This is a genomic window from Pseudonocardia asaccharolytica DSM 44247 = NBRC 16224, from assembly GCF_000423625.1.
Classification (GTDB): Bacteria; Actinomycetota; Actinomycetes; order Mycobacteriales; family Pseudonocardiaceae; genus Pseudonocardia; species Pseudonocardia asaccharolytica.
On sequence record NZ_AUII01000008.1, the window covers coordinates 72596 to 85983 of the forward strand.

At 72.0% G+C, this 13388-nt stretch carries 12 protein-coding genes; 8 read left to right on the forward strand and 4 right to left on the reverse strand.

Annotated features, from left to right (window positions below; all coding sequences use genetic code 11):
• Window positions 1-97: 97 nt before the first annotated feature.
• The 3 genes from G567_RS0111370 to G567_RS0111380 all read left to right on the forward strand — a co-directional run bounded on the left by G567_RS0111370 (window position 98) and on the right by G567_RS0111380 (window position 2365).
• Entirely contained in the window at window positions 98-1192 is a 1095-nt protein-coding gene (locus G567_RS0111370; RefSeq protein ID WP_028930092.1) for an LLM class flavin-dependent oxidoreductase, read from the forward strand.
• Window positions 1193-1295: 103 nt separating this feature from the next.
• The gene (locus G567_RS0111375; RefSeq protein WP_028930093.1) at window positions 1296-1904 is read left to right on the forward strand and encodes a TetR/AcrR family transcriptional regulator; all 609 of its coding nucleotides are present in this window, start codon (window positions 1296-1298) and stop codon (window positions 1902-1904) included.
• 53 nt (window positions 1905-1957) lie between these two features.
• Window positions 1958-2365, forward strand: a complete 408-nt coding sequence (locus G567_RS0111380) for a nuclear transport factor 2 family protein (protein ID WP_028930094.1) — start codon at window positions 1958-1960, stop codon at window positions 2363-2365.
• 38 nt (window positions 2366-2403) lie between these two features.
• On the opposite strand, the gene G567_RS0111385 is transcribed toward G567_RS0111380, so the two are convergent.
• On the reverse strand, window positions 2404-3153 hold the full coding sequence (locus G567_RS0111385; protein WP_245585631.1) for an SDR family NAD(P)-dependent oxidoreductase: 750 nt from the start codon (window positions 3151-3153) through the stop codon (window positions 2404-2406).
• Window positions 3154-3363: 210 nt separating this feature from the next.
• Window positions 3364-4407, reverse strand: a complete 1044-nt coding sequence (locus tag G567_RS0111395; RefSeq protein WP_084796060.1) for an LLM class flavin-dependent oxidoreductase — start codon at window positions 4405-4407, stop codon at window positions 3364-3366.
• A 113-nt stretch (window positions 4408-4520) separates the two neighbouring features.
• Between G567_RS0111395 and G567_RS0111400 the strand changes: the two genes are divergently transcribed.
• Both G567_RS0111400 and G567_RS32000 read left to right on the forward strand, forming a co-directional pair.
• Window positions 4521-5585 (forward strand): phosphotransferase family protein, encoded by a 1065-nt coding sequence (locus tag G567_RS0111400; RefSeq protein WP_037056843.1) that lies wholly within the window; start codon window positions 4521-4523, stop codon window positions 5583-5585.
• A gap of 141 nt (window positions 5586-5726) precedes the next feature.
• A complete protein-coding gene (locus G567_RS32000; RefSeq protein ID WP_051232790.1) occupies window positions 5727-6935 on the forward strand; it encodes a methyltransferase domain-containing protein in 1209 nt (402 codons plus the stop codon).
• Here the strand turns inward: G567_RS32000 and G567_RS0111410 are convergent.
• On the reverse strand, window positions 6923-9031 hold the full coding sequence (locus G567_RS0111410; RefSeq protein WP_037056902.1) for a RecQ family ATP-dependent DNA helicase: 2109 nt from the start codon (window positions 9029-9031) through the stop codon (window positions 6923-6925). The two genes, G567_RS32000 and G567_RS0111410, sit on opposite strands and share 13 nt — an antisense overlap.
• 173 nt (window positions 9032-9204) lie before the next feature.
• On the opposite strand from G567_RS0111410, the gene G567_RS0111415 reads away from it, so the two are divergent.
• The 3 genes from G567_RS0111415 (at window position 9205) to nadD (ending at window position 12480) form a co-directional block, all read left to right on the forward strand.
• Window positions 9205-10089: an AAA family ATPase gene (locus G567_RS0111415; protein WP_028930099.1), complete on the forward strand. Its 885-nt coding sequence runs from the start codon at window positions 9205-9207 to the stop codon at window positions 10087-10089.
• 253 nt (window positions 10090-10342) lie between these two features.
• Window positions 10343-11791, forward strand: a complete 1449-nt coding sequence (locus G567_RS0111425; protein ID WP_028930100.1) for a vWA domain-containing protein — start codon at window positions 10343-10345, stop codon at window positions 11789-11791.
• Between the two features lie 74 nt (window positions 11792-11865).
• Complete coding sequence (gene nadD / locus G567_RS28230; RefSeq protein ID WP_037056846.1) at window positions 11866-12480, forward strand: nicotinate-nucleotide adenylyltransferase; 615 nt, start codon at window positions 11866-11868, stop codon at window positions 12478-12480.
• On the opposite strand, the gene G567_RS28235 is transcribed toward nadD, so the two are convergent.
• The gene (locus G567_RS28235; RefSeq protein ID WP_084796063.1) at window positions 12473-13201 is read right to left on the reverse strand and encodes a GPR1/FUN34/YaaH family transporter; all 729 of its coding nucleotides are present in this window, start codon (window positions 13199-13201) and stop codon (window positions 12473-12475) included. The two genes, nadD and G567_RS28235, sit on opposite strands and share 8 nt — an antisense overlap.
• Window positions 13202-13388: the final 187 nt, after the last annotated feature.

A 13388-nucleotide genomic window follows, 5' to 3' on the forward strand; every position in this document is an offset into this window, starting at 1 on the left:
GATGTCTTGACCGCCTGTGAGCAGCAGCACTACCGTGACAGCCCTAACGTTCGTTAGGCAAGTCCCAGGAACGACACTCCCATGAAGGGACACCCACATGGACGTCGGTGTGCTGCTGGTCTTCCAGAACTGGCACGAGAACCTCAGCGACGGCGAGATGTTCCTGCAGGAGGCCGAGCTCGGCGTCCTGGCAGAGCAGTACGGCTTCGACTCGGTCTGGTCCACCGAGCACCACTTCGACGACTACTCGATGTGCCCGGACCCGACCCAGCTGTTGTCCTACCTCGCCGCGCGCACCAGCCGGGTGAAGCTCGGCACCGGCGCGATCATCGTCCCGTGGAACGACCCGATGCGCGTGGTCGAGAAGGTGACGATGCTCGACCACCTCTCGGGCGGCCGGGTGATCTGTGGCCTCGGCCGGGGCCTGGCGAAGATGGAGTACGAGGGCTTCGGGATCGACATGGGCGAGGCGCGCGGGCGCTTCGACGAGGCCGCCGCGGTGATCATCGACGGTCTGCGCAACGGCTACGTGGAGAACGACGGGCCGTTCTACCCGCAGCCGCGGATCCAGGTCCGCCCCGGCCCCAACCCGGACTACTCCTGGGACGACCGGCTCTACGGCGTCGCGATGTCGCCGGACTCGGTGCCTGTGATCGCCAAGCTCGGGCTGCGGATGATGACGTTCATCCAGTACCCGATCGAGATGCACGCCGAGCCGATCAACAAGTACCGCGAGGTCTTCCGCGAGGCGCACGGCGTCGAGCCCGGCCCGGTACACACCCAGGACTTCGTGTACTGCCACGAAGACCCGGAGGAGGCCGAGCGGGTTGCCCGGGAGTACCTGGGCCGCTACTTCCTGTCGGTGATCAAGCACTACGACTTCGCGGGCTCGCACTGGCGCGAGACCAAGGGCTACGAGGCCTACCAGGTCGGCGCGGACATGATCCGCGAGGCCGGCATGGAGGCCGCGGGCGCCGGCTACGCCGACACCCAGGCCTGGGGCACACCCGAGCAGATCATCGAGAAGTACCGCCACCGCATCGACGTCATCGGCGACTTCTCGCCGAGCATCGCGCCGTCCTTCGCCGGGCTGCCGTTCGACAAGGTGCGGGCGAGCCTCAAGCTGTTCGGCGAGAAGGTCGTGCCCGAGCTGCACAGGATGGGCGTCACGACGGCGGCGGTACCCGCCTGATCCGTGGTGGCGGGGCGCGGAGGTAGCGGCCCTCGGCACCGCCGTCACCGGGAGTGGGATCCTGGCCTCGCAGGGAAGGACCCGCGATGAGAAGGACCCGACCATGACCGCCACGCAGCACCGCGAGGAGTCGCAGAGCAGACGAAACGGTGCCCGCAGGGCCGAGCTCATCGCGCTGGCCTCCCGCCTGTTCCGGGAGCGCGGCTACCACGGGGTCGGCATGCGGGCGATCGCCGAGGCCGCCGATATGCAGGCCGCCTCGCTCTACCACCACTTCCGCAGCAAGGAGGAGCTGCTGCTCGAGGCCATCTTCGTCGTCGACCGCGACATGGTCGTCGACCAGATGCCGATCCTGGACGGTCCCGGCTCGTACCGGGAGCGGCTCGCGCGCCTCGTGCGCGCCCACGTGATGCACATCGGCGTCAACCGCGACGCCTGGTGGGTCGCCGGGCGCGAGTTGCGGGCGCTCTCGCCCGAGAAGCTCGACACCGTGCAGGTCTACCGCCGCGCCTACCAGCACCGGATCGCCCAGCACCTGGCCGACGGCGCCCGCGCGGGCGAGTTCCGCTGCGACGACCCGCGGCTCACCACCCTGGCGGTCCTGGACATGATCAACGGTCCGAACGAGTGGTTCGACCCCGCCGGGCGGCTGTCGATCGACCAGATCGCCGACCACTACGCCGAGCTGGTCGTCCGCCAGCTCACCCCCTGATCCGCGGCCCGCCTCCGCTCCGGCGTGACCGCGCCCGTCCACCGGAGGTTCGCATGAGCACGCTCGAGGAGCGCAACAAGCAGATCGTCGCGGAGTTCATGGAGGTGTTCTCCAGCGGCGACGTCGACGGGATCCTGTCCTGCCTCGCCGACGACGCCAAATGGTGGGTGGCGGGCAGCATCCCCGGCATCTCGGGGACCAAGGACAAGGCCGGGTTCAAGGAGATGGTCTCCGGGATCGCGGAGTCGACGACGACGGGCGCGATCCGGCTGACCCCGCTCGGGTTCACCGCCGAGGGCGACCGGGTCGCGGTGGAGACGGAGTCCTACACCGAACTCAAGAACGGCCGGGTCTACAACAACCTCTACCACTTCCTGTTCGAGGTGCGTGACGGCAAGATCGCCGCGGTCAAGGAGTACCTCGACACCGAGCACGCCACCGCGGTGTTCGTCGCGCCCTGAGACGGTCGTTCCGCTGCGGGACTCACGCGTGTCAGCCGTCAGCGCGGTGTCTCGCGGCCGCCTCTCGGCGGCGCCCCGAACGAGGCGAGCAGCCCGCCGTCGACGGCGACGGTCGAGCCCGTCATGTACGACGCGCCGGCCACCGCCCACACGACGTCGGCGATCTCCTCCGGGCGGCCGGGGCGTCCCAGCGGGATCCCGTCCACGATCGTGGCCCGGGAGACATCGGTGAGGCCCGCGGTCATCGTCGTGTCCACGAAACCGGGGATCACCAGGTTGACGCGGATGCCGTGCGGAGCGAGTTCCATCGCGAGCGTCTGGGTCAGGCCGTACAGGCCCGCCTTCGCCGCGCCGTACGCGGCGTCGCCGGGGTAACCGCGCAGCCCGACCACCGCCCCGATGTTGATCACCGCGCTGCCGGCGGACAGTAGCGGCCGCGCGGCGCGGACGGCGGTGAACGCGCCGGTCAGGTTGGTCGCCAGCACCTGGCCCCACGTCGCGTCGGTCAGCTGGTCGATCCGGCCGCCACGGTGCACGCCCGCGGAGTTCACGAGCACGTCGATCGATCCCGTCGTCTGCTCGACCGTGACGAACGCCGCGGCGACCGAGTCGGGGTCCGTGATATCGACCGGGACGGGCAGAACCCGCTCGCGGACCACGGCAGGCCATGACTTCCGGTCGACGGACCGGGCCAGGACGTGGACCGTGTCCCCCTCGGCGAGCGCGCGGTCGACGACCGCGCGCCCGATGCCGCGGGAGCCCCCGGTCACCACCCAGGTCCGACCCACGATTCACTTCCTTTCCGTCGGGGCCTGTCCGGCATACTGCGCGCGCAGCCGCCGCTTGTCCGTCTTTCCGACGCCGGTGCGCGGCGGCTCGCCCACGACCACGACATCCTCGGGTAGCGGAGCACCTCCTCACCGTGCTCGTACGCGACGATCGGGCGGTGGGATGGTGCAGGCGCGCCCGCGCGACGAACTCGGTGACGAGGAGCTCGGTCACGGCACCGCCTGCAGACGTTCCCGCACGGCGGGCATCACCTTGTCGGCCAGGTAGGCGACGCGCTCCGAGCCGCTCTCGACCGGCTCGCCGGGCAGCTGGGCCCAGAAGTGCACGTCCTTGATCTGGGGCTTCGCGCGCAGCATCGCCGTCAGCTCCGACACCGCCCCCTCGGCGTCCATGAGCTGGTAGGCACCCGCCTCCACGATCTGGGCGGGGTCGGTGAACCGCGGAACCCGGTCCGGCGGGCCGAAGGCGCCCCAGGAGATGTACTCGTTGAGCTGGTAGAGCGCGTGGCGCCCGATCCGGGACCAGACCTCCTCCGGGTCGTCGGCGATGATCGCCCACTGCCCCGCGTAGATCCTCGCCTCGGCCACCGGCCTGCCGAGCCGCTCCACCGCGGCGAGATAGCTGTCGTGGTGGGAGTTCTGGGTGCTGAGGAAGCCGTCGCCGATGCGGGCGGCCCGCGCGATCGCGACGTCGGCCATCGCCCCGACCAGCAGCTGGGGCAGCTGCTCCGGCGTGGGGGTCACGGAGACAGGGGGGAGCCGGTAGCGCTTGCCCTCGAAGCCCTCCGTGGAGCCGGACCAGGCCCTGCGGATGATCTCCACGCCCTCCTCCAGCAGGCTCGGCCGATGGTGGATCTCGCGGCCGAACGCCGCGAACTCCCGCGCCCAGTAGCCCTGTCCGACGCCCAGGTCGAAGCGGCCACCCGACAGCAGCGACAGCGTCGCCGCGTCCTCGGCGAGCCGCACCGGATTGTGCAGCGGGGAGACGATGAGGTTGGTGCCGATATGCATGCGCGAGGTGCGCTGAGCGATCGCGGAGGCCAGCACGAACGGTGACGGGCTGTACCCGTCGGCGCAGAAGTGGTGCTCGGTCAGCCACACCGAGTCCAGACCGCGCCGCTCCGCCCAGGCGATCTGGTCGAGGACCTCGGAGTAGAAGGAGCTGAACGGGCGGTCGGGGTCCGGGTTGCGGAAGTCGTACCAGAGCCCGAAGGCCGGGCCCGCCCCCGCGGACATGTTGCTCTGGCTGCTCATAGCGGCAGCGTGATCGCGGGAGTGGCGGTTGTCACTCCCGGGCCCGCGCGATCGTTGTGGACTCCTTCAACGGGCAGGCGCGTCTGCAGAGCCGCGGCGTTAGCGTGCCGGGCATGGCGCGGACCGTGACCCAACCGGACTGGCTGACCCCCGATATCGTCGACATGGCGGCCGTGGCCCGGTGGGGCGCGCAGGCCGGGCTGCCCGAGGGCCCGGTGGAGGACGTGGGCCGGATCGGCGGCGGCACCCAGAACGTGGTGTTGCGGATGCGCTGGGCCGGCCGCGACCTCGTGCTGCGCCGCCCGCCCGAGCACCCCAGGACGGGCAGCAACGCCGCCCTGCTGCGCGAGATGCGGCTGCTCGCCGCGCTCGCCGGCACGGATGTCCCGCATCCGGGCTACGTGGCCGGGTGCACGGACGAGGACGTGCTGGGCGGTGTCGTCTTCTACCTGATGGAGGCGGTGGACGGGATCAACCCCGGCGCGGCGATCGAGGAGCCCTACCTCTCCGACGCCGCCGCCCGGCACGCGGCCGCCCTCGACACCGCCGCCGCGCTCGCCCGGCTCGCCTCCGTCGACCACGTCGCCATCGGGCTCGGGGACATGGGCAAGCCGGAGGGTTTCCTCGCCCGCCAGGTTCCGCGCTGGCTCGACCACCTCGCTTCGTACTCCCAGCTGCCGGGCTACCCGGGCTCGACTCTCCCGCACATCGACGCGCTCGCGCGCTGGCTCACCGCGCACCGCCCGCCCGACGCCCCCGCAGGGATCGTGCACGGCGACTACCACCTCAACAACGTGCTGCTCGCCCGCGACGCGCCGCGGGTCGCGGCCATCGTCGACTGGGAGATGTGCACGATCGGCGACCCGCTGCTCGACCTCGGCTGGCTGCTCGTCACCTGGCCGGAGGGCAGCCCGGACCTGGTCACCGGCGGCCCGCTCGCCGAGCTCGGTGCGCTCCCCGGCCCGGACGAGCTCGTGGCGCACTACGCGGCGCGCAGCGACCGGGACCTGTCCGCCGTCGAGTGGTACACCGTGCTCGCCGGGCTCAAGCTCGCGGTGGTCATCGAGGGTACCCACGCCAGGGCGCTGGCGGGCCAGGCCGACCCGGCGGTCGGGCTGCGGCTGCACCGGGCCGCCGTCGCCGGCCTGGAGCGCGCCGCGGTGATCGCCGGTGTGTGAGGCCCGCTCCTGAGGCGTCCACCGGATCCCTGACACCCCGCCGGGCTGCTGCCACACTGGGCGGCGATGGTCTCCTCGGAACGGGCACGTTCCCGTCTGGTCGATGAGCTGCGTCGGGGCTCGCGGGTTCGGTCCCCGGCGGTGGCCGACGCGTTCGCGACGGTGCCGCGCCATCTGTTCCTGCCCGGGAGCACCGTCGAGACCGCCTACTCCGACGAGGCGATCGCCACGAAGTTCGCCGACGGCGTCGCGATCAGCTCGGCCTCGCAGCCCTCGATGATGGCGATCATGCTCGAGCAGCTCGGCCTGCGCCCCGGCCAGCGGGTGCTCGAGATCGGCGCGGGGACCGGCTACAACGCCGCGCTCATGACCCATATCGTCGGGCCGTCCGGGGCGGTCATCTCCATCGATATCGACGGCGAGCTGATCGCCCAGGCCGAGGACAACCTGCGCGCCGCCGGCGTCGCGGGGATCGAGCTGGTGGCGGGCGACGGGGCCCTCGGCCACCCCGACGGCGCCCCGTACGACCGGATCATCCTCACCGTCGGAAGCTGGGATGTACGCCCGGAATGGGTCGAGCAGCTCGCGCCGGGCGGGCGGCTGGTGCTGCCGCTGGCCGTGCGCGGCAGCCAGCTCTCGATGGCGCTGGACCTCGGCAGCGACGGTGTGCTGCGCAGCGACTCCGTACGCAGCTGCGCCTTCATCCGGCTGCGCGGGGTCGGTGCCGGCCCCGAGGCCCCCGTCGCGACGACCGACGACGGGCTGACGGTGCAGGTTGCCGAGGACGCGACGGTTGATCCGGTCGCGGTCGCCGCCGCCCTGGACGACGCCGCGCTGGACGATCCGGGCCCGGTGCAGGCGACCGGGGTACGGGTCGGCCCGGCCGACGTGTGGGACGGGCTCGGGCTCTGGCTCGCGCTCGCCGACCGGGCGACCGTCCGGGTGCTGGCCAGCGGCGAGGCGGTCGACGGCCCGCTCGCGCGGCGGCTGCTGAGGATCGGCCCGGACCGCGGCACGGTGGCGCTCGTGGATCGGGAGCCGACCGCGACGGGCGAGCCGGTCGAGGGTCTTGCCCTTCTGGTGCTCGATCCGCCCGGCCGGCCCGGGGACGGGGGCCTGCGCCCGGCGGGGGTGCAGGCGTTCGGCCCGGCGGGCGGCCCGGTGGCCGAGTGGCTGGTCGGCATGGTGCAGCGCTGGGAGGCGCTGGGCAGGCTCAACGCGGCCGACCTGCTGATCGCGGTGGTGCCCGCGGCCGGTGAACCACCCGAGGCCAGACCGGGGACGACGGTGGTCGGCAAGGAGCTGAGCCGGCTGCTGGTGGGGTGGGCGCGGCCGGCTCAGCCCACCTGAGCCAGCGCGAACGGCAGTACCGCGGGCGCTCCGGCCAGCCGCACCGCCCTGGCGGCGACGGTCATCGTCCAGCCGCTGTCGACCAGGTCGTCGACGAGCAGGACCGGACCGTCCAGACCGGACAGATCGGGCAGCGAGCCCGCGTCGAAGCCGACCCAGACGGCGGCGAGCCGTTGCGCGGAGTTCTCGTGCGCGCCGGGCCGCGGGCCGGCCGGGGCGAGCGTGCCGAGCAGCGGCAGGCGTCCGATCTCGGCGAGGCGCCCGACCAGGTGGTCGAGCCGGTGGGGGTGGGTGCGCGAGCCGACGCCGAGCACCGCGGCCGGCCGCTGCGCCCAGCTCCACGCCGCCAGCACCCGGACGCACGCGTCGAGCACGTCCTCCGGGAGCGGGGCGTCCTTGTCGGTGATCAACGCACGCAGCCGGGTGCCCCAGCCGATATCGGACAGCCGCCCGATGACCCGGCCCGGCTCGGCCAGCTCGCCGGCCGGGATCCGGCCCGATGCGGCGACGCCGAGCTCGCGCATCCCGGCCGGCCATTGTTTGCGCGGGGCCAGCTCGACCCCGGGTCGGCCGATCCGCTCGGCGGCCGCCTCGATCGCGGTGGCGTCGGCGTCCGGGGACCAGACCGTCCCGGTGCAGACGTCGCACCGCTCGCACGCGGTCGCGTCGTGGTCGTCGAGCTGCCGGCGGAGGAAGACGAGCCGGCACCCGTCGGCGTCCAGATAGTCGAGCATCGCCTGCTGCTCGGCCCGGCGGGCGGCGGCGATGCGGCGGTGCCGCTCACCGTCGTAGACCCACGGCTCGCCGGTACTGATCCAGCCGCCCTTGACGCGCCTGGCCGCGCCGTCGCTGTCGAGGACCTTCAGCAGCATCTCCAGACGGGTCCGCGACAGGTCGATGCGGGTCTCCAGCGCGGCCGTCGACTGTGGGACCTGCGACAACACCTCCAGCGTCTGCCGTACCAGGGATTCGGGCGGGAAGGCCAGCGAGGCGAAGTAGGCCCAGATATCGCGGTCCTCCCGGCCGGGCAGCAGGATCACCTCGGCGCGGTCGAGCGCGCGCCCCGCCCGGCCGATCTGCTGGTAGTAGGCGACCGGTGAGGCCGGCGCGCCGAGGTGGATGACGAAGCCGAGGTCCGGTTTGTCGAAGCCCATACCGAGCGCGCTCGTCGCGACCAGTGTCTTGACCCGGTTCGCCAGCAGGTCGGCCTCCGCGGCGAGCCGGGCCTCAGGGTCGGTCTTGCCGGTATAGGATCCGACCGCGTGCCCGCGCTCGCGCAGGAACTCCGCGACCTCCTCCGCCGCCTGGATCGTGAGCGTGTAGACGATGCCGGCGCCGGGCAGCGCGTCGAGCCGGGAGGCGATCCAGGCCAGCCGCGCCGCGGGGGTCGGCAGCCGCACTACGGCCAGCCGCAGGCTGGCCCGGTCCAGTGAGCCGCGCAGCACGAGCGTGTCGCCGGTGTGTTCGCTGCCCAGCCCGAGCTGTTCGGTGACGTCGGTGACCACCCGGTCGTTGGCGGTCGCCGTCGTGGCCAGCACCGGTATCCCGGCGGGAAGCTCGGCGATCAGCGCGCGCAGCCTGCGGTAGTCGGGCCGGAAGTCGTGCCCCCAGTCCGACACGCAGTGCGCCTCGTCGACCACCAGCATTCCGGCGGTCGCGGTGAGCCGGGGCAGCACCCGGTCCCGGAAGTCGGGGTTGGTGAGCCGCTCCGGGCTGACCAGCAGCACGTCGACCGCGCCCGCGTCGATGGCCGCGTAGGTGGCGTCCCAGTCGTCGATATTGGCGGAGTTGACCGTCGCGGCCCGGATGCCGGCGCGGGCGGCCGCGTCGATCTGGTTGCGCATCAGCGCCAGCAGCGGCGAGACGATCACCGTCGGCCCGGCGCCCTGGGCCCGCAGCAGCGCGGTGGCCACGAAGTACACCGCCGACTTGCCCCACCCCGTGCGCTGTACGACGAGGGCGCGCCTGCGTTCGGCGACCAGCGCGCGGATCGCCGTCCACTGGTCCTCGCGCAGCCGGGCCCCGGGGCCCGCCAGCGTGGCCAGCACCTGCTCGGCCCGCTCGCGCAACTCGGTCTCGGTCTCGATCGACGTCACCACCCCATGGTGGACTCCGCCCCCGACGTTCTGGGCGACCGGCCACGCAGGGCTCCGACAATTACGGGCCGACACGGGACGATCGCTGCGCGATAGTCCCGGGCGGAGTTCTGGTGTCCTGATCGGTGGCCGGTGGCGCTCGGGTTGGCCGCGGGGCCCGCCGCCAGGGCAGGATGGCCCGGGTGAGCGTTCCCCAGTCCCCGCTGTTCGGCTCGGTCGCGGAGGTGACCGAGCGGCTGGCCGAGGCCGGCTACCTGGCCTCGACCGCCGTGGCGACCACCGTCTACCTCGCCGACCGGCTGGGTAAGCCGCTGCTCGTCGAGGGCCCGGCCGGCGTCGGCAAGACCGAACTGGCGAAGGCCGTCGCCGCGGCGACGAGCTCGGGGCTGGTCCGGCTGCAGTGCTACGAGGGCATCGACGAGGCGCGCGCGCTCTACGAGTGGAACCACGCCAAGCAGCTGCTGCGGATCACGGCGGGGCAGGGGCGCGAGTCCTGGGACGAGACGCGCGACGACGTCTTCTCCGAGGAGTTCCTGCTACCCCGGCCGCTGCTGACCGCGATCCGCCGGTCCGCGCCGACGGTGCTGCTCGTCGACGAGATCGACAAGGCCGACGTCGAGGTCGAGGGCCTGTTGCTGGAGGTGCTCTCGGACTTCCAGGTCACGGTGCCGGAGATGGGCACCATCGTCGCGTCGCGGCGCCCGTTCGCGCTGCTCACCTCGAACTCGACCCGCGAGCTGTCCGAGGCGCTCAAGCGGCGCTGCCTGTTCCTGCATCTCGACTTCCCCGACGCCGAGCTGGAGCGGCGCATCGTCGCGAGCCGCGTCCCGCAGCTAGCGGAGTCGCTGGTGGAGGCGCTGGTGCGGACCGTGCGGGTGCTGCGCGAGTTGGAGCTGCGCAAGGCGCCGTCGGTGGCGGAGACGATCGACTGGGGCCGCACCCTGCTCGCGCTGGGCCTGGACACCCTCGACGACGACGCCGTCCGCACGACCCTGGGTGTCGTGCTCAAACACCAGTCCGACCAGCTCAAGGCGGCCGCCGAGCTGCGCCTCAACTAGGGCGGCTCACCCGCCCGCGACGATGACGCTGGTCAGTCCTGTTTGGTCGGCTGGCCGGCCCGCTGGTCGGGGAATCGGGATCATCAGCCCGTCGGGCGAGTACACCGTGTGGTTGGCGCCCTCCCGATGGAGAGCGAAGTCGAGGCCCTGTCGCTTCGCTTCACGGGTGATCCGCTTGACGATGTCCCTCGACCGCCGGCGTGGGTGACCCGCAACATCCCCGTATCGGCCCGCCGGCGGGCATGATGACGCGATGAGCACCGCCGGGACCATCGGCCCGGGAGCAGGTCCCGCGCACGGGCTGCCCGGGCACCTGGTCGATTTCGTCGGCGCGCTGCGCCGTCACCGTGTGGCGGTCGGCCCGGGGGAGACCGTCGACGCCGCCGAAGTCGTCACCGTGCTCGATCTGCTGCACCGCGAGCAGGTCCGCGAGGGTCTGGCTGCGGCGCTGCTGCGCCGGTCGGGTCAGCGCCAGGTCTTCGACGCCCTGTTCGATCTCTATTTCCCGGCCGCGATCGGCGCGGGGAGCGGCGAGGTCGACGTCCCCCGCATCGGGGACGGCGACGCCGGTCCGGTCGACATCGGGGCACTGCGCGACCTCCTCGCCGATCTGCTGCGCAACGACGACGATGCGGCGTTGGCCGAGCTCGCCCGCGCCGCCGTCGAGGCGCTCGGCCGGTCGGGAGCGGCCGGCGTCGGTGCGGAGCGCTCGGGAGCCGCACCCAGCTGGTCGGCCTACCAGGCGCTGCGGCTGCTCTCCCCGGAGACGCTGCTCGCCCAGATCATGGATGACCTGCGCGCGGCGCACGACGAGGAGCCCAGCCGGTTCGCGGACGAGATCGCGCGCCGGGCGATCCGCGAGCGGATCGCCCGGTTCCGCGCGATGATCAACGACGAGGTGCGCAGGCGGACCGCGGAGACCCTCGGCAGGGAGCAGGTGGCCCGGACCGCCGTGCCCATGCAGGCCGAGCAGGTCGAGTTCCTCTCCGCCTACGCCGAACAGCTCGCCCAGCTCCGGCGCATCGTGCACCCGCTGGCCCGCCGGCTGGCCTCGCGGCTCGCCGTGCGGCGCCGGCACGCCAAACGCGGGGAGCTCGACATGCGCCGGACCCTGCGTCGTTCGATGTCCACCGGCGGTGTGCCGATCAAACCCGCGTTCCGGACCCGCCGTCCCGGCCGTCCGGAGTTGGTGGTGCTCTGCGATGTGTCCGGTTCGGTCGCCGGGTTCAGCCACTTCACGCTGCTGCTGGTCCAGGCGTTGCGCGAGCAGTTCAGCAAGGTGCGGGTGTTCGCCTTCGTCGAGCGCACCGACGAGGTCACCCACCTGTTCGAACCCGGAGCCGAGCTGTCCGGCGTGATGAACCGGGTGCTGCGCGAGGCGCGGCTCGTCTCGTTCGACGGGCACAGCGACTACGGCAGCTCGTTCGGCACCTTCGCCGAATATTGGGGCGACGCGGTCACCCCGCGCAGCTCGCTGCTCATCCTCGGCGACGCGCGCAACAACTACCGCGACCCGAACCTCACGGTGCTGCGCAGGCTGGTGGGCCAGACCCGGCACGCGCACTGGCTCAACCCCGAACCGCGCAGGCAGTGGGGCAGCGGCGATTCCGCCGCGCTGCGCTATGCCGATATGCTGCCGATGCACGAGTGCCGCACCGCCGGGCAGCTCGCCGACGTCGTCGAGGCGTTGCTGCCGGTGTGAGGAGACGGCGGGGCGCAGCCCGGTCCGCGGCCACAAGACATTAGTCTTCGCGGGTGCAGCGCAGGATCGGGGTCATGGGCGGGACGTTCGATCCGATTCATCACGGGCATCTCGTGGCGGCCAGCGAGGTCGCCGACCTTTTCACCCTCGACGAGGTCCTCTTCGTGCCGACGGGGCAGCCGTGGCAGAAGACCGAGCGCGACGTCGGCCCGGCCGAGGACCGCTATCTGATGACCGTGATCGCGACGGCGTCGAACCCGCGGTTCTCGGTCAGCCGGGTCGACATCGACCGCGGCGGTCCCACCTACACCACCGACACCCTCGCCGACCTGCATGCGGCACTGCCCGACGCCGAGCTCTACTTCATCACCGGCGCCGACGCGTTGGCCCAGATCCTGTCCTGGCGCAACGTCCACGAGCTCTTCGGCTACGCGCATTTCATCGGGGTCACCCGGCCCGGCTACGAGCTCGGCAATGAGCATTTGCCGGACGGCGCCGCGACGCTGGTCGAGGTCCCGGCCATGGCCATCTCCTCCACCGACTGCCGCCGTCGGGTCGCCAAGGGCAGACCGATCTGGTACCTGGTGCCCGACGGCGTCGTCCAGTACATCTCCAAGCGCGGGCTGTACCGGCCTGCGGCAGCCGCTGACCGGCCCGCCCGGCGCGACGGCGCCGGCGGCGTTACTTGATCAACGGCGGCCCCAGCGCCGGCCGCGGCGGCCCGCCGAGCGCGACCGAGCCGATGTGCAGGAAGACCCACAGCCCCAGGGCGCCGAACGCCAGAACACACGCGCCTGCCGCCATGAACAGCGGCTGCGTGACACCGGGGAACTCGATCCCCAGGATCACGAGGGTGACCGCACTCACCGCGAGCACGAGGATCGCCGGGTAGACGGCGGGCAGTCGCAGCATCGTGAGCAGGAGGAAGAAGAACAACACGTCCCAGGCGATGAAGAAGATCAGCTGCACCTGGCTCGAAGCCTGGACCGCGGCCGTGCCATACCAGTTATGGGCCTGACCGACCAGGAGCGCGGCGAGGCTGGCCCAGAATCCGGAGAACAGGGCCATGATGCAGGCGACCATTCCCTGGCCGAGCAGGACCGCCCAGATCGTGGAGATGAGCTGGAATACCGCGGTCGATGCCAGGATCACCGGGACGATGCCGGGTAGCGCGGCCGCGGGTACCGCCCCGATCAGGGCCATCCCGAGCACCAGCGAACCGACGACGAAGACCGGAATTCCGATCATCAGCGGATCTCCGCCGGCGCCGACCTGAACCTCCTGCGGGCCGGCGGGCTCCGCCCCGGCCCCGAAATCGGCCTCGGTCACCCTGGTGCCGACCGGAATGTCCCTGGTCACCTTCGTGCCTGCCGGGATCACAGGAGCCTCACGATCGACGTGTTCAACCATGATCAGTTGCCTCCCTGTCCGTGTAAGCTCCCGGCGGGGAACGGCTCCACCGCCGGACCTTCCGCATACCGCCCGCCGGGAACGGATTCAGTCGAGATGGACATGGACGATCTCGGATTTCCAGGCCGTTCCCGGTGAGTCCGAATGTTGTCGGTACGAACACGCGTTTTCAGGATGGTCGTTCGAG